The organism is Mailhella massiliensis, assembly GCF_900155525.1.
In the GTDB taxonomy this organism is placed as follows: domain Bacteria; phylum Desulfobacterota; class Desulfovibrionia; order Desulfovibrionales; family Desulfovibrionaceae; genus Mailhella; species Mailhella massiliensis.
Genome location: NZ_LT706952.1, coordinates 136,684 through 156,547, shown reverse-complemented (window position 1 = coordinate 156,547; position 19,864 = coordinate 136,684). Strand labels below are relative to the sequence as shown.

The 19,864-nt window shown below is 61.9% G+C and carries 16 protein-coding genes; 7 read left to right on the top strand and 9 right to left on the bottom strand.

Annotation, left to right across the window (positions count from 1 at the left end; all coding sequences use genetic code 11):
• Positions 1 to 68: 68 nt before the first annotated feature.
• The 5 genes from pyrF to CZ345_RS10755 all read right to left on the bottom strand — a co-directional run bounded on the left by pyrF (position 69) and on the right by CZ345_RS10755 (position 5,046).
• On the bottom strand, positions 69 to 776 hold the full coding sequence (gene pyrF / locus CZ345_RS10775) for an orotidine-5'-phosphate decarboxylase (protein WP_077073157.1): 708 nt from the start codon (positions 774 to 776) through the stop codon (positions 69 to 71).
• Positions 776 to 1,687 carry a dihydroorotate dehydrogenase gene (locus CZ345_RS10770; protein WP_077073156.1) on the bottom strand — a complete coding sequence of 304 codons (912 nt, stop codon included), beginning with the start codon at positions 1,685 to 1,687 and terminating at the stop codon, positions 776 to 778. Before CZ345_RS10770 ends, pyrF begins: the two co-directional genes overlap by 1 nt.
• Positions 1,675 to 2,412, bottom strand: a complete 738-nt coding sequence (locus CZ345_RS10765; protein ID WP_077073155.1) for a dihydroorotate dehydrogenase electron transfer subunit — start codon at positions 2,410 to 2,412, stop codon at positions 1,675 to 1,677. The genes CZ345_RS10770 and CZ345_RS10765 overlap by 13 nt, the downstream gene beginning before the upstream one ends.
• A 111-nt stretch (positions 2,413 to 2,523) precedes the next feature.
• Positions 2,524 to 3,792 (bottom strand): dihydroorotase, encoded by a 1,269-nt coding sequence (locus tag CZ345_RS10760; protein ID WP_077073154.1) that lies wholly within the window; start codon positions 3,790 to 3,792, stop codon positions 2,524 to 2,526.
• Positions 3,793 to 3,840: 48 nt separating this feature from the next.
• Positions 3,841 to 5,046, bottom strand: a complete 1,206-nt coding sequence (locus CZ345_RS10755; protein WP_077073153.1) for an aspartate aminotransferase family protein — start codon at positions 5,044 to 5,046, stop codon at positions 3,841 to 3,843.
• 528 nt (positions 5,047 to 5,574) lie between these two features.
• On the opposite strand from CZ345_RS10755, the gene CZ345_RS10750 reads away from it, so the two are divergent.
• From CZ345_RS10750 to CZ345_RS10735, 4 genes are all read left to right on the top strand, one after another.
• A complete protein-coding gene (locus tag CZ345_RS10750; RefSeq protein ID WP_077073152.1) occupies positions 5,575 to 6,201 on the top strand; it encodes a Maf family protein in 627 nt (208 codons plus the stop codon).
• A 37-nt stretch (positions 6,202 to 6,238) separates the two neighbouring features.
• Entirely contained in the window at positions 6,239 to 7,045 is an 807-nt protein-coding gene (gene thiM, locus CZ345_RS10745; RefSeq protein ID WP_420843772.1) for a hydroxyethylthiazole kinase, read from the top strand.
• Positions 7,046 to 7,173: 128 nt separating this feature from the next.
• Positions 7,174 to 7,809, top strand: coding sequence for a thiamine phosphate synthase (gene thiE, locus CZ345_RS10740; protein ID WP_077074066.1), 636 nt, complete (start codon positions 7,174 to 7,176; stop codon positions 7,807 to 7,809).
• A 112-nt stretch (positions 7,810 to 7,921) separates the two neighbouring features.
• Entirely contained in the window at positions 7,922 to 10,423 is a 2,502-nt protein-coding gene (locus tag CZ345_RS10735) for an excinuclease ABC subunit UvrA (protein WP_077073150.1), read from the top strand.
• A gap of 367 nt (positions 10,424 to 10,790) precedes the next feature.
• Here the strand turns inward: CZ345_RS10735 and CZ345_RS10725 are convergent, their stop codons facing one another.
• Entirely contained in the window at positions 10,791 to 12,197 is a 1,407-nt protein-coding gene (locus CZ345_RS10725; protein ID WP_077073148.1) for an MATE family efflux transporter, read from the bottom strand.
• Positions 12,198 to 12,554: 357 nt separating this feature from the next.
• The gene (locus CZ345_RS10720) at positions 12,555 to 13,370 is read right to left on the bottom strand and encodes a TetR/AcrR family transcriptional regulator (RefSeq protein WP_077073147.1); all 816 of its coding nucleotides are present in this window, start codon (positions 13,368 to 13,370) and stop codon (positions 12,555 to 12,557) included.
• A 556-nt stretch (positions 13,371 to 13,926) separates the two neighbouring features.
• On the opposite strand from CZ345_RS10720, the gene CZ345_RS10715 reads away from it, so the two are divergent.
• The 3 genes from CZ345_RS10715 to gcvH all read left to right on the top strand — a co-directional run bounded on the left by CZ345_RS10715 (position 13,927) and on the right by gcvH (position 16,878).
• A complete protein-coding gene (locus CZ345_RS10715) occupies positions 13,927 to 14,757 on the top strand; it encodes a thioredoxin domain-containing protein (protein WP_077073146.1) in 831 nt (276 codons plus the stop codon).
• Between the two features lie 146 nt (positions 14,758 to 14,903).
• Positions 14,904 to 16,328, top strand: coding sequence for a dihydrolipoyl dehydrogenase (gene lpdA / locus CZ345_RS10710; RefSeq protein ID WP_077073145.1), 1,425 nt, complete (start codon positions 14,904 to 14,906; stop codon positions 16,326 to 16,328).
• A 154-nt stretch (positions 16,329 to 16,482) separates the two neighbouring features.
• Positions 16,483 to 16,878, top strand: coding sequence for a glycine cleavage system protein GcvH (gene gcvH / locus CZ345_RS10705; RefSeq protein ID WP_077073144.1), 396 nt, complete (start codon positions 16,483 to 16,485; stop codon positions 16,876 to 16,878).
• A gap of 434 nt (positions 16,879 to 17,312) precedes the next feature.
• Here the strand turns inward: gcvH and hxsC are convergent, their stop codons facing one another.
• Both hxsC and hxsB read right to left on the bottom strand, forming a co-directional pair.
• Complete coding sequence (gene hxsC / locus CZ345_RS10700; protein ID WP_083717374.1) at positions 17,313 to 18,425, bottom strand: His-Xaa-Ser system radical SAM maturase HxsC; 1,113 nt, start codon at positions 18,423 to 18,425, stop codon at positions 17,313 to 17,315.
• On the bottom strand, positions 18,419 to 19,864 hold the full coding sequence (gene hxsB / locus CZ345_RS10695; RefSeq protein WP_077073142.1) for a His-Xaa-Ser system radical SAM maturase HxsB: 1,446 nt from the start codon (positions 19,862 to 19,864) through the stop codon (positions 18,419 to 18,421). Before hxsB ends, hxsC begins: the two co-directional genes overlap by 7 nt.

Sequence of the window (19,864 nt, the reverse complement as noted above, 5' to 3'; positions counted from 1 at the left end):
GGAAGAAACCGGAAAAACGGCGTCTTCCTGCCGGAAAAAGGGGAAGCTCGGCGCCTCCCCTTGAACACTCAGCCCAGAAATTCCTTCACGCAGCGGCGGTAGGCTGCCACGGGATCGGCGGCCTGCGTGATGGGACGGCCCACCACGATGAAGTCGGACCCGAGTTCCCGCGCCTTCGCGGGAGTGGTCACGCGCACCTGATCGCCCTTCTCCCCTTCGGCAAAGCGCACGCCGGGAGTCACGGTAAGGAAGGAGGAACCGCACACCTCGTGCACGCGGCCCGCTTCCAGCGGAGAGCAGACCACGCCGTCCAGCCCGGCTTCGCGCGCGCGGGAGGCATAGTGCATGACCACTTCCTCCATGGGGCGTTCGATGAGCAGGTCGGAACGCATCCTCTCCTCGCTGGTGGAGGTGAGCTGCGTCACGGCGATGAGCAGCGGCCTTGTGCCGTCCGGCCGGGTGAGGCCCTTCAGGGCGTCCTGCATCATGGCCACGGTGCCCGCGGCGTGCAGGTTGCACATGTCCACGTCCAGCGCGGAAAGCACGGCCATGGCCTTGCGCACCGTGTTGGGAATGTCGTGCAGCTTGAGGTCGAGGAAGATCCTGTGCCCCCTGGCCTTGACGGCGCGCACGATGTCCGGCCCTTCGGCATAGTACAGTTCCATGCCTATCTTCACAAAGGGCTTCTCTTCGGTGAACAGGTCGAGAAAATCCATGACCTCGCGCCTTCCGCTGAAGTCGCAGGCCACCATGACGTCTTTCTTCGGCAAAGTCATCAGTGCGCTCCTCCGATGATGTCTTTGAGGGAATCCATGCCGTACCGTTCCATGACGGCGGGCAGCTCTTCCAGAATATGCGGGCAGGCCCACGGGTCCACCAGATTGGCGGAACCGATTTCCACGGCCGTGGCCCCGGCCAGCATCATTTCCACAACGTCGTACGCGCTCGTCACGCCGCCCATGCCGATGATGGGCAGCTTCACGGCCTCATACACCTGATAGACCATGCGAAGCGCCACCGGGAATATGGCGCTGCCGGAAAAGCCGCCCATCTTGTTGGCGATGACGGGCTTTCTCGTGCGCAGGTCGATGCGCATACCGAGCAGCGTGTTGATGAGGCTTATGCCGTCCGCCCCGGCTTCCGCGGCGGCGACGGCAATGGGCACGATGTCCGTCACGTTGGGCGAAAGCTTCACATACACGGGCTTTTTCGTGGCGGCCTTTGCGGCCTTCGTCACGGCGGCGACGCCCAGAGGATCGGTGCCGAAGCTCATGCAGCCGTTGTGCACGTTGGGGCAGCTCACGTTGAGCTCAATGAGGCCCACCTGCTCCACTTCGTCTATCTTCGCGCAGCACTCGGCGTATTCCTCCACGGAAAAGCCGCCGATGTTGGCGATGACCTTCTTATGAAAGCACTCGGCAAGCCGGGGCAGCTCTTCGGAAATGACCTTGTCGATGCCCGGATTCTGCATACCCACGGCGTTGATCATGCCCGCGGGGGTTTCCGCGATGCGCGGCGTGGGGTTGCCGAAGCGCGGTTCCCGCGTGGTTCCCTTGAAGGAAAAGGAACCGAGAATGTTGATGTCGTAAAGACGGGCGAATTCGTAGCCGTAGCCGAAGGTGCCGCTCGCGGGAATAAGCGGATTGTCCAGTTCCCAGTCGCCGAGGGTTACTTTCAGATCTGCCATGCGAGTTCCTCCTTCCCGAACACCGGCCCGTCCTTGCAGACGCGGCGGCTGCCCTTTGTCGTCATGATGCTGCACCCCATGCAGGCTCCGAAACCGCAGCCCATGCGTTCCTCAAGGCTGAACTCGCCGGGAACTCCCTGCGTGGCGGCGTAGAGCGCGCGCAGCATGGGCATGGGGCCGCAGCTGTACACATAGCTGTACGAGGCGGGAAGCGCGGCGGTGACGAACCCCTTCACACCGGCGCTGCCGTCCACCGTGGTGACGGCGACCTCTGCGCCGAGGGCCCTGAATTCCCCGGCATAGAAGATTTCCTCGGCCCTGTTGAAGCCGAGCACCACAAAGGGCCTTGCGCCCTGAGCGATGAGCCTTTTCGCCAGGTGGTAAAGCGGCGGAACGCCCACGCCGCCGCCCACGAGAAGCGGCGCTTCCCCGCCCTTCTCCGGCGAGAAACCGTTGCCGAGGCCGGTGAGGACGTCGAGCGTTTCCCCTTCCTTCATGGCGGCCATGGCGTCCGTGCCGCGGCCCACCACCTTGTAGATGAGCGTCAGGCCGGAGGCGTCGTAATCGCACACCGAAATGGGACGGCGCAGGAAAAAGCCCGGCAGGCTTATTTCCACGAACTGTCCGGGCGCGCTCATGGCCGACGTGTCCCCGGCAAGGATCATGCGGTACACGTCCTTCGTGAGGGCTTCATGCCCGGTTATGGTGTATGTTCCCTGTTTCATGCTGGCTCCACATGTTTCAGTCCACGGCACGCGGCACGCGCCTGCCGCATATCCCCCGGGGGCCTTCGCCTTTCCCGGAAGAGGCCCTTTCCGCGCGTCGTGCGCGGCGCATCAGTCTTCTTCGCTCCAGACGCGTTCCCCGCCCACCAGCGTGAGCACGCAGCGGCCGGAAAGCTTCATGCCGGCAAAGGGCGTGGCGTGGCCCATGCTCAGAAACTTCTCGGGCTCCACCACCCACTCGCGGGAAAGGTCGAACACGGCAAGGTCGGCGGGGTCGCCTTCCTCAAGGCCGGTTTCCAGCCCGAAACGCCGCGCGGGACGCACGGCCATGAGCTCCACCAGCCTTTCCAGAGAAAGCACGCCCTTCCTGACGAAATGGGTGTACATGACGGCAAAGGCCGTTTCCAGCCCCACCACGCCCATGGCGCTGCCTTCCAGCCCCTTGTTCTTGGCTTCGGCCTCGTGGGGCGCGTGGTCGGTGGCTATCATGTCCACCGTACCGTCGAGAATGCCTTCGATGAGGGCGGCGCGGTCTTCCCTGCCGCGCAGGGGCGGATTCATCTTGAAGCGGCCGTCTTCCTGCAGATCCTCGTCGCAGAACACAAGGTAATGCGGCCCCGTTTCGCAGGTGACGTCCACCCCCCGGGCCCTGGCGCGGCGGATGATGTCCACGCTTTCCTTCGTGGAAATATGGCAGACGTGGTACTTCGCCCCGGTTTCCCGCGCGATTTCCACATCGCGCGCAATCTGCCCCCACTCGCTTTCGGAGCAGATGCCCCTGTGGCCGTGGGCGCGGGCGTACACGCCGTCGTGAATATAGCCCCTGTTGAGCAGCGCGTTCACCTCGCAGTGGGCGGCGATGATCCTGTCAAGGCGCACGGCCTCTTCCATGGCCGCGCGCATCACGGCTTCATCCTGCACGCCTCGGCCGTCGTCGGAAAAGGCGGCCACACGGCCCGCCATGCCCGCCATGTCGGCAAGCTCGCGGCCCTTTTCCTCCATGGTGATGGCTCCGTAGGGCACGACGCGGATCACCGCGTCCCTGCGGATGATGTCAAGCTGCTCTTCCAGATGCTCCGGCGTATCGGGCACGGGATGCAGGTTGGGCATGGCGCACACCGTGGTGTAGCCCCCGGCTGCGGCCGCCCGGCTCCCGGTACGGATGGTTTCCTTGCGGGAAAAGCCCGGTTCGCGCAGATGAACGTGCACGTCGATGAGGCCGGGCAGAAGATGAAGGTCCTCAAGGTCGCTCTCCTCCGCGCCTTCCACGGCGTCCAGCCGGGGCGCGATGCGCGCGATGCGGCCTTCGCGGACAAGAACGTCGGCCTTTTCAAAACCGCCCGGGCGGTAGACCGTCGCGTTTCTCAGAATGCGGTCCATAGCTCCTCCTTACAGGAAAAACCCGGCCCATGGGGGCCGGGCATGTCGTTACGCGATTTCGCGCAGCACCTTTTCCAGCGTGTCGGCAAACGCCTCGAGATCCGACTCCTCGATGGTGAGGGGCGGCAGCAGGCGCAGCGTGGGGCCGTAGGTGAGATTGAGGATGAAGCCGCGCTCCATGAGCGTGAGCCACACCCTGCGGGCCGCCTCGTCGCTCATGTTGAGTTCCACGCCGATGAGAAGCCCCATGCCGCGCACGTCGCGGATCACGCCCTCGAGCCTCTCGCCCATGGCGCGGAAGCGGGCGCGGGCCCTGTCGCCCAGAAGCGCCGCACGTTCCACAAGGTGGTCGCGCTCCATGATTTCCAGCACCTTGCGGCCCACGGCCGTAACCAGAGCGCCGCCGCCGAAGGTGGTGGCGTGGCTGCCGTAGTCAAAGCCCTGCGCCACTTCGTCCGTGGCCATCATGGCGCCGAGAGGCAGACCGTTGGCCATGGACTTGGCGCTGGTGAACACGTCGGGCTTCAGGTTGAAGTTCTGGAAGCCCCACCATCTGCCGCTGCGGCCCATGCCCGCCTGCACTTCGTCGCACATGACGAGCACGCCGTGACGGCGGCAGATGTCCACCACGCCGTCGGCGTATTCCTGCGTGACGGGAATGATGCCGCCCTCGCCCTGAATGGCTTCAAAAAGCACCGCTGCGGTGGTGGGCCTTATGGCCTTTTCCAGCGCGTCGAGGTCGCCCCACGCCACACGGCCGAAGCCGGGCGTTTCCGGTTCAAAACCTTCCGTATGCTTGCCCGTGGCGGCGAGCGTGGCCAGCGTGCGGCCGTGGAAGCAGTTGGAAAGGGTGATGACCTCCCACGCGTCGCGGCCCTTCACCACGCGCTGATAGCGGCGCGCGATCTTGATGGCGGCCTCGTTGCTTTCCGCACCGGAATTGCAGAAGAACACCTTGCCCGCATGGCTGGTGGAAAGCAGCTTTTCCGCATAGTCGAGCTGCTCTTCCTGATAGAAAAGATTGCTCACATGCACGAGCTTTCGCGACTGTTCGGCCATGACTTCCGCTATTTCCTCGTTGCAGTGGCCGAGGCCGATGACGGCGATGCCGGCCAGAAGGTCGACATACTCCTTGCCGTCCACATCCCAGAGACGGGAACCTCTGCCCCGGACTATGCCCAGCGGATACCGCGAATAGGTCCGGCACATCAGGGACTTTTCCCTCTCCTTCAGTCTTTCCAAAGCTTCGCTCATGTTCGTGTCCTTCGTGGAACTTGTTTTTTTCACCCTGCGCCCGTACAGGCGCAGGCAACGCGGGGTATGATAGCCTATTTGCGCGCGATAGCCAAGAGCGGCCCTTCCGCCCTTCCCCCTCGACAGGGCATAACGCGGCGGGGAGCCTGGAAAAAGCTCCCGCAGGAGCGCTCCCTTCTTCATGGATGCGGTCTCTTCCGCGGTAAGAAAACAGCGTACGCCTCCGCCCGGCCTTTTCCGTGACCGGGGGCATGGTTGCGCCGGAAACCTGGAAAAAGCGCCCTCCCCGTTCCCATCGGAGGAGGGAAAAACGCGCGCCTTCCCCCGCCATCCGCGCCTTCCGAAAAACTTTTCCGCAAAAACGCCCGCGTATCCGCCTTTTAAGCAGGGAGGCGGGGCCCCCGCCCTCCGCCCGAGCAGGGGGAGGCCCGCCCGTTTGCGCACAGGGCGAGTTAATAGTACCCTGCCGCCCGCAGGCGCGAAAACGCCCGCACCTCAGCACAAGAGAAAAACGCACGGACTTTTCCCATGAAAAACGCCTTTTCCATGCTCCGCCCCCTTGTCCTCGCTTCCGCCTCGCCGCGCCGGCGCGACTTTCTGGAAAGCGCGGGCGTGCTTTTCACCTGTATGCCCGCCACCTGCCCGGAACCGCGGCCTCTGCCCGGGGAGGAGCCGCGCCTCTACGCCATGCGCAGCGCCGAAGCCAAGGCCCGCTTCGTTCTCGACGCGCTTTCGGCAAGAAGGGACGGCCCCGCCGTGCTTGCGGCGGACACCATCGTCATTCTGCGCGGGGAAGGCGCGGCCTCCATTCTCGGCAAGCCCCGCGACGAAGAGGAAGCCCTTGCCATGCTCACCCGCCTTTCCGGCCGCACCCACGAGGTGGCCACGGCCTGCTGCCTTGCCGTGGACGGCCGCACCGTGTGCTTCGACGATGTGACGAAGGTGACCTTCGCCCCCTGGCCCCGCCCCGTGCTCGAAGCCTATGTGGCCGGGGGCGACCCCATGGACAAGGCCGGAGCCTACGGCATACAGGGCGAAGGCGCCTTTCTCGTGCGCGGCATAGAAGGTTCGTGGTCCACCGTGGCGGGCCTGCCCCTCGACCTTGTGCTGGAAAAGCTCATTCAAAACGACGTTCTCGCCCTGAAAAAACGCTGAACCGCATGGCGGGAATATCCTTTTCCCAAGAGGAAGCATGATGAACAGAAATATTTTGGACGCCGTGCGCGCCGTGTATGAAAAAAAGCCGCTGGTGCACAGCATCACCAACTTCGTGGTCATGCAGGTTTCGGCCAACGCCCTGCTTGCCGCCCACGCCTCGCCCCTCATGGCCCACGCCGCCGAGGAAATGGACGACCTCACCACCATCGACGACGCGCTGGTACTGAACATAGGCACTCTCGACCCGGACTGGCTCGCGAGCATGGAACTTGCCGGTTCCCTCATGAAGAAAAAGGGCAAGCCCGTGGTGCTCGACCCCGTGGGGGCCGGAGCCTCCGCCCTGCGCACGCGCTCGGCGCTGCGCCTGCTGGATATGGTGCGGCCGGATATTCTGCGCGGCAACGCCTCGGAAATCATGGCCCTCGCCTCGGAAATCCGCTCCGCCGACAGGGTGCTCACCAAGGGGGTGGACAGCCGCAACGAAAGCGCCGAAGCCGTGGCCTCCGCCAGGGAACTCGCCGCGCGCTTTTCCTGCACGGTAAGCGTGAGCGGGGAAACGGACTTCATTACCGACGGGCGCGACACCTTCGCCGTGGAAGGCGGCTCCCCCCTCATGCCCCTGGTGACGGGCATGGGCTGCTCCGCCTCCGCCGTCACCGGAGCCTACGCCGCGTGCGCCCCGTCCCTCGTGGCGGCCTGCGCCGCCATGGCCGTCATGGCTTCCGCCGGAGAAAAGGCCGGGAAAAAGGCCTCCGGGCCGGGGAGCTTTCTGCCCGCCTTCCTCGACGAACTCTATCTGCTCGACGCCGGGGACGCGGCCCGGAGGGTACGCAGGGCATAAGGCCCGTTTTCAACGCGCAAAGGCCCCCGGCCGCCGGAAGGCGGACGGCGCGCATGTTCCGCCCCCGTACCGCAGGCCGGACGAAACGGTCTGCCGGGACGCAGGCGGCAAACAACAGAAAAAGCATCATGAAACACTGGCGGGAATACGACAATTACGGCGTGTATCTGGTAACGGACAGGGCTCTCTGCCTCGGCAGGCCCCTGGATGACGTGGTGCTTGCCGCCGTGCGCGGCGGCGCAGGAGCCGTGCAGCTTCGGGAAAAGCAGGCCTCCACACGGGAATTTCTGGAACTGGCCCGCGCGCTGGTTTCCCGCCTTCAGCCCATGGGCATTCCGCTCATCATCAACGACAGGGCGGACATCGCCCTTGCCTCGGGCGCGGCCGGGCTGCATGTGGGACAGAGCGACCTGCCGCCGGAAGACGCCCGCCGCCTCATGGGAGAAAACGCCATCATCGGCCTTTCCGTGGAAACGCGGGAGGAGCTTCTTGCGGCGGAGAAGCTCGACATCGACTATGTGGGCATAAGCCCCGTATTCGCCACGCCCACCAAAACCGACACCCGCGAACCGTGGGGACTTTCCGGCCTGCGCTGGGCAAGGGAACATTCTCCGCTCACGCTGGTGGCCATAGGCGGCATTCACAGGAAAAACGCCGCCTCCGTGCTGGAAGCCGGGGCGCACAGCCTTGCCGTGGTGTCGGAAATATGTTCCGCCCCCGACCCGGAAAAGGCGGCTGAGAACCTGCGGGCGCTTCTCGGCTGAAAACATTTCAAAACATCCGGTCTTCCGCAGCGCTGCGGGCGCCTTTCCGGCGTGAACGAATCGTGGCAAGGCGCACGGAAAAAGCGCAACGGGCCGGAAGAGAGGACGCGCCATGAATCACCCTGCCCGGAACGCGCCCGGACATATTCTTGTCCGGGGCGCACGCGTGCACAATCTGAAGAACATCGACGTGGACGTGCCCCTGAACGGCATTGTCGCCGTGGCCGGGGTATCCGGTTCGGGCAAGTCCTCGCTGGCCCTCGGCGTTCTGTATGCGGAAGGCTCGCGCCGCTATCTGGAAGCGCTTTCCACCTATACGCGGCGGCGCATGACGCAGGCGACGAAGCCGCCGGTGGACGAGGTGCTGCATGTGCCTGCGGCCCTCGCCCTGCGGCAGAGGCCGGGCATTCCCGGCATACGCAGCACCTTCGGCACGGGTACGGAGCTTCTGAACAGTCTGCGCCTCATGTTCTCGCGCCTGGCAAGCCACGTCTGCCCGAACGGGCACCATGTGCCGCCCACGCTCGCCGTGGCGGCGGAAAAGCCCATCGTCTGCCCGGTATGCGGGGCCGTGTTCCACGGGCCGGGCGCGGAAGACCTGGCCTTCAACAGCCGGGGAGCCTGCCGCACCTGCGACGGCACGGGCGTGGTGCGCGCCGTGGACATGGATTCCCTCGTGCCGGACGATTCGCTGACCATCGACCAGGGGGCCGTGGCCCCGTGGAACTCGCTCATGTGGTCGCTCATGACCGACGTATGCCGGGCCATGGGCGTGCGTACCGACGTGCCCTTCCGCGATCTTACGGAAGAGGAAAAGAACATCGTCTACCACGGCCCGGCGGAAAAGAAGCACATCTTCTACAAGGCCAAAAGCTCCAATCAGGCCGGGGAACTGGATTTCACCTACTACAATGCCGTGTACACGGTGGAAAACGCCCTTGCCAAGGTGAAGGACGAAAAGGGCATGAAGCGGGTGGAAAAATTCCTGAAGGAAGACATCTGCCCCGACTGCGGGGGCACGCGCCTCTCTGCCGCCGCACGCGCGCCCAGGCTCCACGGCCTCACGCTGGACAGAGCCTGCGCCATGACGCTTTCCTCCCTCGTCCGCTGGGTGGCGGAAGTGCCCTCCTCCGTGCCCGACGCGCTTTGCGCCATGGCGGAAAGCATCTGCGAATCCTTTCAGAACACGGCAGAGCGCCTGCTCGACCTCGGGCTCGGCTATCTCACCCTCGACCGGGCGGCCGCCACTCTTTCCACCGGGGAGCGGCAGAGAATGCAGCTTGCCCGCGCGGTACGCAACCGCACCACGGGCGTGCTCTATGTGCTGGACGAACCTTCCACAGGTCTGCACCCTTCCAACCTCGCAGGACTCAGGGGCGTGATGCACGACCTTGTGGCGGACGGCAATTCCGTCATTCTCGTGGATCACGATACCAGCGTTCTTTCCTGTGCCGACTGGCTCATCGAACTCGGCCCCGGGGCCGGAGCGGGCGGCGGCAACGTCATCGCGCAGGGCAGCATTGCCGACATCAGGCAGAACCCCGACTCGCTCATCGGGCCCTTTCTGAACGAAACGACGCGCCTGCCCGAAAAAACCTCGGAAGGGCTCTTCGACGGCGGGAGCATCCGCCTCCGAACCGGGGCCATTCATACGGTCAAGTCTCTTGAAGTCGCCTTCCCCAAAGGGAAGATGACGGTGGTAACCGGCGTTTCCGGCTCCGGCAAGACCACCCTTGTGCTGGAAAGCCTCGTTCCTGCGCTTCAGGCCTGCATCGACGGCGCGCCCCTGCCCGCCCATGTGCGCGCCGTAAGCGCGGAAGGCATCCGCCGCGTGAAACTCATCGACGCCGCGCCCATAGGCGTCAACGTGCGTTCCACCGTGGCCACCTATGCGGACGTGCACGACGAAATGCGCAAAATCTTCGCCCGCAGCCCGGAAGCGAAAAAACGCGGCTTCAAGGCCGGAGATTTTTCCTACAATACCGGAAAGCTTCGCTGTCCCGCCTGCGACGGCACGGGCATGGTGAGCCTCGACGTGCAGTTTCTGCCCGATGTGGACATTCCCTGCCCCGAATGCCGGGGCAGCCGCTTCTCTCCCGAAGCCCGGGATGTCACCGTGCCCGGCGGCGACGGAAGAAACCACCCCCTGCCCGAACTCATGGCCATGGACATTCATACCGCGCTGGACGTATGCGCGGACATGAAGCTGGTGCGCCAGCGCCTTGCGGTGCTGGAAAGCCTCGGCCTCGGCTACCTCACCCTCGGGGAGGGCACGCCCGGCCTTTCCGGCGGCGAGGCGCAGCGCCTCAAGCTCGCCGGAGAAATGAGCCGGGGGCAGAACGACACCCTCTTCGTCTTCGACGAACCCACCATAGGCCTGCATCCGAAGGACGTGGAAACCCTGCTTTCCGTGTTCCGCACGCTCATGAAGAGCGGGGCCACCGTCATCGTCATCGAGCACGACCTTGCAGTGATGCGAAACGCCGACTACATCGTGGACATGGGGCCGGGCGGCGGCGAGGAAGGCGGACGAGTGGTGGCGACGGGCACGCCGTGGGAAATCATGCAGGAGCCTGCAAGCCTCACCGGCGCGTGCCTTGCCGGACGCCTGTAGCCTTTCGCCCGCCAAAGGCCGACAAGCCGGGAGCTTCTCCCGGCTTTTTCCGTCGCGGCCTGCGAAAGCAGCCCGGCCAGCTTTCGCAGGAGAAAAGGCCGCGAGAGGCAGGGTTCCGCCTTTTCCTTCCCGGAAAGCGCGCAAAAGCGTCCCGCCCCTCATGCCCGCGCCGCGTACCACACGCCGCGGCGGGGCACAGCGCCGCGCGCCTCCTGCGGGAGTACCCCGGAGCCTTTTCCCGGACGAGACGGAACTCCTGCGCGGGCCGGCGCAATCCTTTGCGCGCACATGACGCACAGGCCCGGCAGAACCCGGGCGTAAAAAAAGGGCGGAACGGCCCGTCGCCGCATCCGCCCTTTGTCCGGCATCAGTATTTCCTGGGAATGAAGAAGCTCGACGGCGGCTTGCACGCAGGGTCGCCGGGCATACAGTCGTTATCCTCCGCACGCAGGGCGAAGAAGAGGAAGAGGGAAGCCACCAGGCAGCCCGTGAAGTCCGCAATGGGAATGCTCAGCCACACGCCGTCCAGCCCGAAGAACAGGGGCAGGATGAGCAGCGCGGGCACAAGGCATATCATCTGACGGCACAGGGAGACGATGCTCGCTATCTTGGCCTGCCCTATGGACTGGAAATAGGTACCGATGATGATCTGCGGGCCCACGAAGATGAACACGCCGCCGGTGATGCGCAGGGCCCTTGCCGACACTTCCACAAGCTGGGGGTGATCGGTGAAGATGCGCACCAGAAGTTCGGGAATGAACCAGGAGCCGAGCATACCCGCAAGGGTGATGACCGTGGCGCTGATCATGCCGTACTTCAGGGCGAGGCGCACGCGGTCGGGCCTTTTGGCGCCGAAGTTGAAGCCGATGATGGGCTGCATCCCCTGCCCCAGCCCGATGACGCTCAGCGCAAAGAGCATGAGCAGGCGGTTCAGGATGCCGAAGGCGCCGATGGCCATGTCTCCGCCGTATTCCTGAAGGGCGCGGTTGATGACCACCACCACGATGCAGGCGCAGAAGTTGATGAGGAAGGGCGCCATGCCTATGGCCAGAATCTTGCGTATGCTCTTCATCCTGAGCTTCCAGATATCCTTCTGGAAGTGGATGAGCGAGCTTTTGCGGGCAAAATGCGTCACCAGCCAGATGACGGACATGGTCTGCCCGGCTATCTGCGCCCAGGCCGCGCCGTACATGCCCCAGCCCCACCAGTAAATGAAGATGGGGGAAAACACCACGATGCCCAGGGCGGAGAGCATCGCCGTCATCATGGCCGTCTTGGGGTATCCCGTGGCGCGCGCCAGGAAGTTGAAGCCCAGCATGAGAAAACCGATGGGCGAAAGCACCACCAGGGGCAGCATGAACTCGTGGGCATAGCGCAGCGTATCGCCGCTTGCCCCGAAGAAGACGAGCAGAGGGTCGAGGAAAATCCAGAAAATGATGCCGAAAATCAGCCCGAAGAGGATTTCCAGCATGACGGAATGGCCCAGCATGCTGCGGGCCTTGACCATGTTCTTGCGGCCGAGTTCTATGGAGCACAGCGCCGCGCAGCCCACGGCCACAAGCTGGCAGAAGGCCATGAGCAGGTTGATGAGCGGGAAGGTGACGGCCATGGCCGCAAGGGCCAGATGCCCCACGCCGTGGCCTATGTAGATGGCGGAAATGATCTGGTTGAGGGCCACGATGATCATGCCGAGAATGGCGGGAATGGAATATTCGAGAAGAAGGCGGCCCACGCCCTTCGTTCCCATTTCATTGGCCTTGGTGTTCTGAGTCATGCTCCCCCTTTCCGGCCCGAATATGCAGGCCGGCCCGGAATCAGGCCCCGGAAGCCTCCGCCAGGGCGGACCGGCAACGCGGGCCGCTCTCCCCAGGATCGGGCGGCGCGCAACCGCGTTGCGTGCCCGTGGCGGAACAGATGCAAATAAATCATAAAAGAAGAAAAGGCCGAAACGGCCCTTCCCCGGGCAAACGCCCGTACAGAATACCGCCCGACGGGACGGCGGAACTTTCCGCCTTCCCTCCTCTCATGCACGGGCGTCCTGTTTTCCCTCTGCGCGGGAAACGAAACGTCCCCGCCCCTGCCAAGGGCTTCTCTTTATTCCTTCACAGGGTTCAGAGAAAAAAGCAAGTCCTCAGTCCTGCTCCTCGGTCTCTCCGGCGGCAGCCGCTTCCGCTTCGGCAGAAGCCTCTTCTCCGGCCTTTTTCCTCGTCGTGCGGCGCGCAGGCTTTTTAACGGCAACGGGAGCGCGCCTTGCGGCGCGGGGTTCCTCGTTGAGGAAAGGCATGGGAGAATCCCAGTCCAGCAGAGTGACGCCGATGAGATACGAAATCCAGGCCGCATATTCCTCGGGCGTCCAGTTGAGCACCTTGGTCAGCCTGCGGTGCATACCCGGCGTGGTGATGCTCCAGTAAAGTTCCGTGGCGCGCTCCTCGGAAAGACCGGGACGCAACATGCCGTCTTCCGCCATCTTGTGCACGGACTTGCGGCATTTTTCCAGCAGCATGAGGCTCTGGTCGCGTTCCTGCTCGGCAAATTCCGGCGAAAGCACGCTCATGCCCCGGATGATGTCGAACACGGGCATGGCGTCTTCCATGAGCAGGGCCGTGAAATGGCCTATCTCCTTCACGCGCTCCTTGCCCGTCATGATCTGCGGGATGGAGTCGCGCAGCTTGTCGTAGCGCTTGGCCTCCACGGTGGTTTCCAGTATGGCGGCCAGCACGCCCTTTTTCGAGCCGCACACCGCGTACACCGTCTGCGGAGCCACGCCCGCCTCCCGGGCTATGGCTTCCAGCGTCATGTCGGCATAGCCCTTTTCCTTCATGAGCTGCATGGCTGCCGCGACGATGCGCGCTTTCGTCACATTTGCCTGCTCCTTTCTGCGGGGCGAATGGTAGGCACGCGTCTTCTTCACGGGTTCCTGGACACCGTCTGCGGCTTTTCTGGCCATGTGGAATTCCTCAATATTGAATAGAAATGAACTAAGATAATCGGAGCGTATCCTATCCATTACCGATAAGCAATGTTAAAAATGTCTTCTGCGCGGCAGAGGAAAAAACTGCTCCATGGCAATAAGAGAAACGCGCCGCCGAGGACTCTTACTCCCGGCATCCTTTTCCGGCAAGCCCCTTTCCGGGCGGAAAAAAGGATACGACGCAGAAAAGGAAGGGGCGCCGCCCCCTCCCTGAGGGGAAGGCCGCAAAAAAACTCCCGTTTCCCTTCCGCCGGAAAAAAGTCCCGGCCGCCGGGCGGAAAAAAGCTCCGTCGCCGAAGAGCCCGAAAGCGTTTCCCCCTTCCCGCACCTTGACAGGAGAGGTGATTTTCACTAGAAGAAATATCTATTGAATATGTTTTCACCAGCTGCCCCAGAGGCCCGCTCCGCGTTGCCATCCTTTCCGTTTTCTGGTGAAATACCGCAAGGCCGCAATCTTTTCCGCCGGGCATTCCGGCAAGGCCGCCTTTCCGGCCCGGACATACAGAATTTCTAACCGTTATGGAGTTTTGCCATGGCCATCACTCTTTACAGGGCCCCCAACTGTATCCGTTGCCGCATCACGCATGAATTCATGGATGCCAAGGGCATCACCTACGGCAGCTACGATCTCGAGGCCGACAAGGACATCGTGAACGGCTTCTACCGCGCCAACCGCAAGTTCCTGCACCGCAACGAAACCGGCGTGGAATTCCCCATGTTCCATGACGACGACGGCGACGTGGTGCTTCAGGGCACGGGCGTCATCATCGCCTACCTGCTTTCCGGCAAGGCTCTCGGCGACGCCGGCGCCGTTTCCGAAAGCAAGATGCTGCACGGCTGGATTTCCGGCCTGAACGTGTCCAAGGTTCCCGCCGGTGAGGAAGACCACTTCGTGGAACTCGTCACCGCGCTGGCCAAGGGCGGCCTTCAGGTGGTCATCGACAGCGACGGCCGCAATGCCGACCTGCTGGAAAGACTCATCAACACCGGCTGCCTGACCCGCGTCCGTCTGAACATTCCCGGTCCGGCTTCCGTGTACCCCGCCGCCACCGGCGGCGAAGCTCCCTCCAAGGAAGACCTCGGCAAGAGCATCGCTCTTGTGCGCGCCTTCAAGGACAACGTCATCCGCCTCTACCTTGAGCCCATTCCCCAGGCCGACGGTTCCCTCGCCTGGCTCTCCCCCGCCGACGCCGCCCTTGCCGGCAAGATGGTGGCCGAAGCCTGCGGCGACATGATGCTGCCCTTCGGCATTCAGGCCAGCACCGAACCCGTGAAGGGCATCGAACCGCTCGCCAATCTGCTGCCCTACCGCTCCAAGGTTCGCGCGGCCCTTCCCAAGACCGACATCATCAAGGGTGAATAACCCGGGAGCGCCTCCCGCCGCGGCGGGAGGCGCATCTTTCGCCCCGCAGCTCTTCCCGCGCGGGACAGAAAGGCTTGTTTCCCACCACGGGCCCGCTTCCTGAAGGCCGTCGGGCCTGAAACATATTTACCAAGGCAGGCAACAACATGGCTCTTCGCATCACCGTCATCGGTGCAGGCCCCGGCGGCTATACGGCCGCCTTCGACGCCGCAAAACGCGGCGCGGACGTCACCCTCGTGGAATCCACCTGGCTCGGCGGCACCTGTCTCAACTGCGGCTGCATTCCCACCAAAACCCTGAAATCCTCGGCAGAAGCGCTGGAAACCATCCGCCGCGCCGGAGAATTCGGCATTTCCTGCGAAGGCGCCCCTTCCGTGGACATGCCCTCCGTCATCGCCAGAAAGCGCAAGGTTTCCGAAACCCTGCGCGGGGGCCTCGAAAAGACCTGCCGGAAGCTGAAGGTCAACGTGGTCATGGGCCGCGGCCGCGTGGTGAGCGCAAACCTCGTGCAGGCCACCCTTGCCGACGGCACGGTTCAGGACATCGAAGGCGACAGGGTCATCATCGCCACCGGCTCCAACGTGCTGAATCTCCCCTCCCTGCCCGTGGACGGCAAGTATATTCTTTCCAGCAATGAAGCTCTGGAACTCGAGCATGTGCCCGCGCGCCTCATCATCGTGGGCGGCGGCGTGGTCGGCACGGAACTGGCCTTCATCTTCCGCGCCTTCGGCAGCGAAGTGACCATCGTGGAAGGGCAGAACCGCCTTCTGCCCGTGCCCTCCGTGGACGAGGAAATGAGCAGGCTCCTCCTGCGCGAAGCCAAGAAGAAGGGCATCAAGGTGGAACTCGCCCGTACCGTGAACGCCACGAAGGTGGAAGACGGCAGGGTCTTTGCCGACCTCGGCCCCTCTCCCTTCCTCGCTCCCGAGCTTGTGCCCGCCTCCGCCAAAAAGCCCGTCACCCTTGAGGCCGACTGCATCTTCATGACCATCGGCCGCGTGCCCGTGACCGACGGCCTCGGCCTTGCCGAAGCGGGAGTCGCCACCGACAAGCGCGGCTACATCACCGTGAACGACCAGCTCGAAACCTCCGTGCCCGGCATCTACGCCATCGGCGACATTCTCGGCCCCGCGCGCATCATGCTGGCGCACATGGCCTCTGCCGAAGCGCATGTGGCCGTGGCCAACATCTTCGGCGCGAGCGAAAAGCCCAATTACGACGTGGTTCCCTCCGGCATCTTCAGCTCGCCGGAAATCGGCGACGTGGGCCTTACCGAAGCGCAGGCCAAGGCCAAGGGCTTCGACGTCGTCACCTCGGAATTCCAGTTCCGGGAACTGGGCAAGGCGCAGGCCATGGGCGAACTGCCCGGCGTGTTCAAGCTGGTGGCGGACAAGGAAAGCGGCAGGCTCCTCGGCGCGCACTTTGCCGGCGCCCATGCCACGGACCTCATTGCCGAATGCGCCCTCGCCCTTGAGATGGGAGCGAAGGTTTCCGACATCTCCCGCACCATCCACGCCCACCCCACGCTGGCCGAAGGCGTGATGGAAGCCGCCGCAGGCATTGCGGAATAAGCCCTGCCGCGCCTGCGCGCGGTATGGACATGTCCTTTTCTCCGTCGTACATATGAGGGAGCGGCGCACGCCGCTCCCTTTCCCGCCGCCCTTGTGCGGGGCGGCCCCCACCCATGGGGCATACACCTGAAAACGCCATACAAGGAGAACTCCCATGGCCAAGACCGTTGCGGAACTCAACCTCCCCGCCAGCCTCAAGTACACCGACGAACATATCTGGGCCCGCGTGGAAGGCGATGAAATCGTCGTGGGCGTGAGCGACTACGCTCAGGATCAGCTCGGCGAAGTGGTTTATGTCGATCTGCCTTCCGAAGGCGACAGCTTCGGCGCGGGCGACGAATTCGGCGAAGTGGAATCCATCAAGTCCGTGAACAAGCTCTTCATGCCCGTGGCCGGTGAAGTCACCGCCGTGAACGGCGAACTTGCCGACACCCCCACCCTGCTCAACGCCTCCTGCTATGAGAAGGGCTGGCTCATCAAGGTGAAGCCCGAAGACATGGCCGCCGTGGACGCCCTCATGTCCGCCGACGCCTACAAGGCCACCCTGTAAGCTTTTACGCCACAACACCAAAAAGCCGCGCTCCCCCGGGGGAAACGCGGCTTTTTGTGTGTTTTACTGACGGAAAATTCTCCCGTCTTTCAGAAGTTCCGCCGACTCTCTGCTCCCAAAAGCAGGTATACGTTCTGCTCAGGAACCACCTACCATCTGCTGGAATAATGACTTCTGTGACTGGAGTGGCTGTAGTGACTGGAATGGCTGGAATGACTGTAATGATAGCTCAAAAGATGATCGCGATATTCGGGCATGAGATCGGAAAAAATCAGCGGACGTTCCTCCAGATTACCCGTTACACCTTCATCATGAGGAACGGCAGCCTGTGCCCGCCCTGAAATATTCCCCCAAAGGGAAAACACTATTCCCGCCAACATGAATAATCTATACACGAAACTTCTCATACTCCTCCTTTTCCGTAAAAGGTTTGATCATAATTCCGGCAGATACGATGAAGTACTGAAGAATCCGCAACACCGGCTCTTCATAACACAGTCGTCACACTGTGGCAGGTATCTGTTCTTCCAACTGGAAATGGATTTTCTTGCATACTTGCGTACCGCATTTTCACACATGCAAAGAGGTATATTGTATAGAGATACGGGTATTCCCCGCCTTACAAGCGTCAGTACAGCATCTTTCAGATAACTTCCGTATTCTACGGGAGAAACATCCACCTTGTTCTTATTCTTTTCCGCCCATCCATGAAGTTCCAGCCCCATAAAGGCACAATGAGCACAAAATGGAAAATAATTGCCTATATGCTCCGCAAAATCCTTAAGATACCTGTAGTTATATCGTGATATCACAGTGCGTATTTCTACGGCAAAGCCCAGAGATGCCAGCCTGTATATCCCCTGCTGAGTTTGTGAGCAGCTTCCCCGGACTCCGGTTATCCCGTCATGCAGCGTATCAACTTCAGAATGAAGTGATACGCAGAAAAGAACATTCCGCAAAGGAATACCATTCAGTTTGCGGGCAAACTCTCTGTCAGCAAAAGCCCGCCCGTTGGTCAGAACACTGACCAGCGCTTCGGGGTGCTCCACTGCACATCGCCGAAGAATGTCGAAAAAAGCATCCCCCACAAGGGAAGGTTCTCCCCCCGTGATGCAGCAGTCCGAAATCTTTCTGCCGCGTATGAGATGCAACACTTCTTCAGCCTGCCGCAGAAAACGCGCCGGGTCACTCTGCGCCGGCGGCTGAGGACACATAACGCAACGGCAGTTGCAGTTTTCCGTAAGAAAAAGACAGTTCTGGGAAGAGCCTTCCTCCCACAACACCTCAATATTACCCGCCCCGTCCATAGAGACGATATCGCCCTCATGCAGCAGGCCGGTATTCTCCACCCCATGGATATGATGCGGATGAAACCATGCTCCCCGCAGCCCGGAAGTAATGCATCCTTTATACCCCAAAGCCGAACGGGTCAGTTTGTCGCAGACAAGAACAGCCCGACTTCTTGCATGAAAGGGCCTTCCCGCAAAGGTCACTTCTCCGACAAGAGGACAAAACGTATCTGAAGCCGTTCCCTGAAGTCTCAACATGGTCTGCTCACCAGATCTGCATTTCCGGTTATCCAGCTCCAGATGATATCCCTCGCGGTATCGCCGGCATGCCGGAGAATGTCAAAAAGTCCCGCCAGTATCCCTTTATGCTTGATACAGAAAGGAGCGTGCGTCATATTCCTCTGCTCGCTTCCCGTTTCCAGATAGTTGCGTACCGGATCCGTACCGCAATAGGCCTGATACACACAGAACGCGCAGGGAAACGTCGTTTCCAGGCATGCCCCCGCAGTCAGTTTCTTCAGGCGGGAACCGAAGATATCCTTGTACTTGTCGATCTTCACATTTCCCAGACAAAAATGCCGGTCTCCCATACGTGCAAGCATGCGCGCCTCGTCCGAAGGAAAGACCGATCCGTCGAAATCATAGATGACCCCGCTTATACCGGCCCCGGAAGGCGACTGAAGATCGACGAATCCCGTGGCAAAAGGCGACAGAATTCGCGAGAAAAGGAGTGTGGCAAAATGCTCCGGGAAAAATACCGTTTTATTGAGCTCCATGATATAGCGCAGCGCTTCCAGATAGTTTTCCACAAAACTTTCCATGGGATAACCAAGCGTCGCCGCATCCTCGGCGGCAAAACCGTAGGGATTGAGAGAACGAAGGAAAATTCCGTCCATGCCCAGCCGAACGTATTCATCCACAACGTCTTTCAAATGATGCAAGGAAAAGGAGGTGGTCGTCATCAACGCGCCCACTCTGTCCTTTCCCAGAATATCCCGGGCAAGCGTCAGCTTTTCCATAAATACATGGTAGGTCCCCCGCCCGTGCCTGTCTTTGCGGCATGCATCGTGGAGGAAAGCGTCTCCGTCCAGTGAGGTGGAAACGACAATGTCGTGATCCCGACAAAACTCAAGCTGTTCCCGAGTGGCGGCCGTAAGGTTGGTACACAGGACAAAGGAAACCTCTTTCCCCATCCGCCCGGCCATCTGTTCCGCATAAGCCACCGTAGATTCGACAACATCCCAGTGGAGAAGCGGCTCGCCCCCCTGAAATTCCAGCTTGGGATGCTTCGTCGGCGCTTGAAACATCATATCCACCGCTCTGAAGGCCGTTTCTCTGTCCATGTCATAACGAGAAGCCTCCTTTTCGGCGCAGGATACCTGACAGTAGGAACAGCGCTGATTACAGCGCAGCGTCGTTACCAGCATGTGCAACGTAGTGAAGTCGCGAAGAAAGGATTTCCGGGTACGGTACCGGGCTGCAATCTTCTGCAAAGCGGTATCAAGGTCCTCTTCCGCACAGAAAAGATGAGATTTCAACCTGCGGAAAAACTCATCTTCTTCCTGAAGCTCATGGTGAATGAAGCACTCAAAGACATGATCCGGAAGAAAAAGAAAATCGCCGCACTCGTTCACCAGAAGCATGTCATTCCGGTCCGTTCTGCAAAACTGAAAGGGAAGAAGCGTATATCGGGACAT

Coding starts and splice junctions, on each gene's coding strand:
- pyrF (WP_077073157.1), bottom strand. CDS start 776: ATGACTTTGCCGAAGAAAGACGTCATGGTGGCCTGCGACTTCAGCGGA.
- CZ345_RS10770 (WP_077073156.1), bottom strand. CDS start 1,687: ATGGCAGATCTGAAAGTAACCCTCGGCGACTGGGAACTGGACAATCCG.
- CZ345_RS10765 (WP_077073155.1), bottom strand. CDS start 2,412: ATGAAACAGGGAACATACACCATAACCGGGCATGAAGCCCTCACGAAG.
- CZ345_RS10760 (WP_077073154.1), bottom strand. CDS start 3,792: ATGGACCGCATTCTGAGAAACGCGACGGTCTACCGCCCGGGCGGTTTT.
- CZ345_RS10755 (WP_077073153.1), bottom strand. CDS start 5,046: ATGAGCGAAGCTTTGGAAAGACTGAAGGAGAGGGAAAAGTCCCTGATG.
- CZ345_RS10750 (WP_077073152.1), top strand. CDS start 5,575: ATGAAAAACGCCTTTTCCATGCTCCGCCCCCTTGTCCTCGCTTCCGCC.
- thiM (WP_420843772.1), top strand. CDS start 6,239: ATGATGAACAGAAATATTTTGGACGCCGTGCGCGCCGTGTATGAAAAA.
- thiE (WP_077074066.1), top strand. CDS start 7,174: ATGAAACACTGGCGGGAATACGACAATTACGGCGTGTATCTGGTAACG.
- CZ345_RS10735 (WP_077073150.1), top strand. CDS start 7,922: ATGAATCACCCTGCCCGGAACGCGCCCGGACATATTCTTGTCCGGGGC.
- CZ345_RS10725 (WP_077073148.1), bottom strand. CDS start 12,197: ATGACTCAGAACACCAAGGCCAATGAAATGGGAACGAAGGGCGTGGGC.
- CZ345_RS10720 (WP_077073147.1), bottom strand. CDS start 13,370: ATGGCCAGAAAAGCCGCAGACGGTGTCCAGGAACCCGTGAAGAAGACG.
- CZ345_RS10715 (WP_077073146.1), top strand. CDS start 13,927: ATGGCCATCACTCTTTACAGGGCCCCCAACTGTATCCGTTGCCGCATC.
- lpdA (WP_077073145.1), top strand. CDS start 14,904: ATGGCTCTTCGCATCACCGTCATCGGTGCAGGCCCCGGCGGCTATACG.
- gcvH (WP_077073144.1), top strand. CDS start 16,483: ATGGCCAAGACCGTTGCGGAACTCAACCTCCCCGCCAGCCTCAAGTAC.
- hxsC (WP_083717374.1), bottom strand. CDS start 18,425: ATGTTGAGACTTCAGGGAACGGCTTCAGATACGTTTTGTCCTCTTGTC.
- hxsB (WP_077073142.1), bottom strand. CDS start 19,864: ATGTCCCGATATACGCTTCTTCCCTTTCAGTTTTGCAGAACGGACCGG.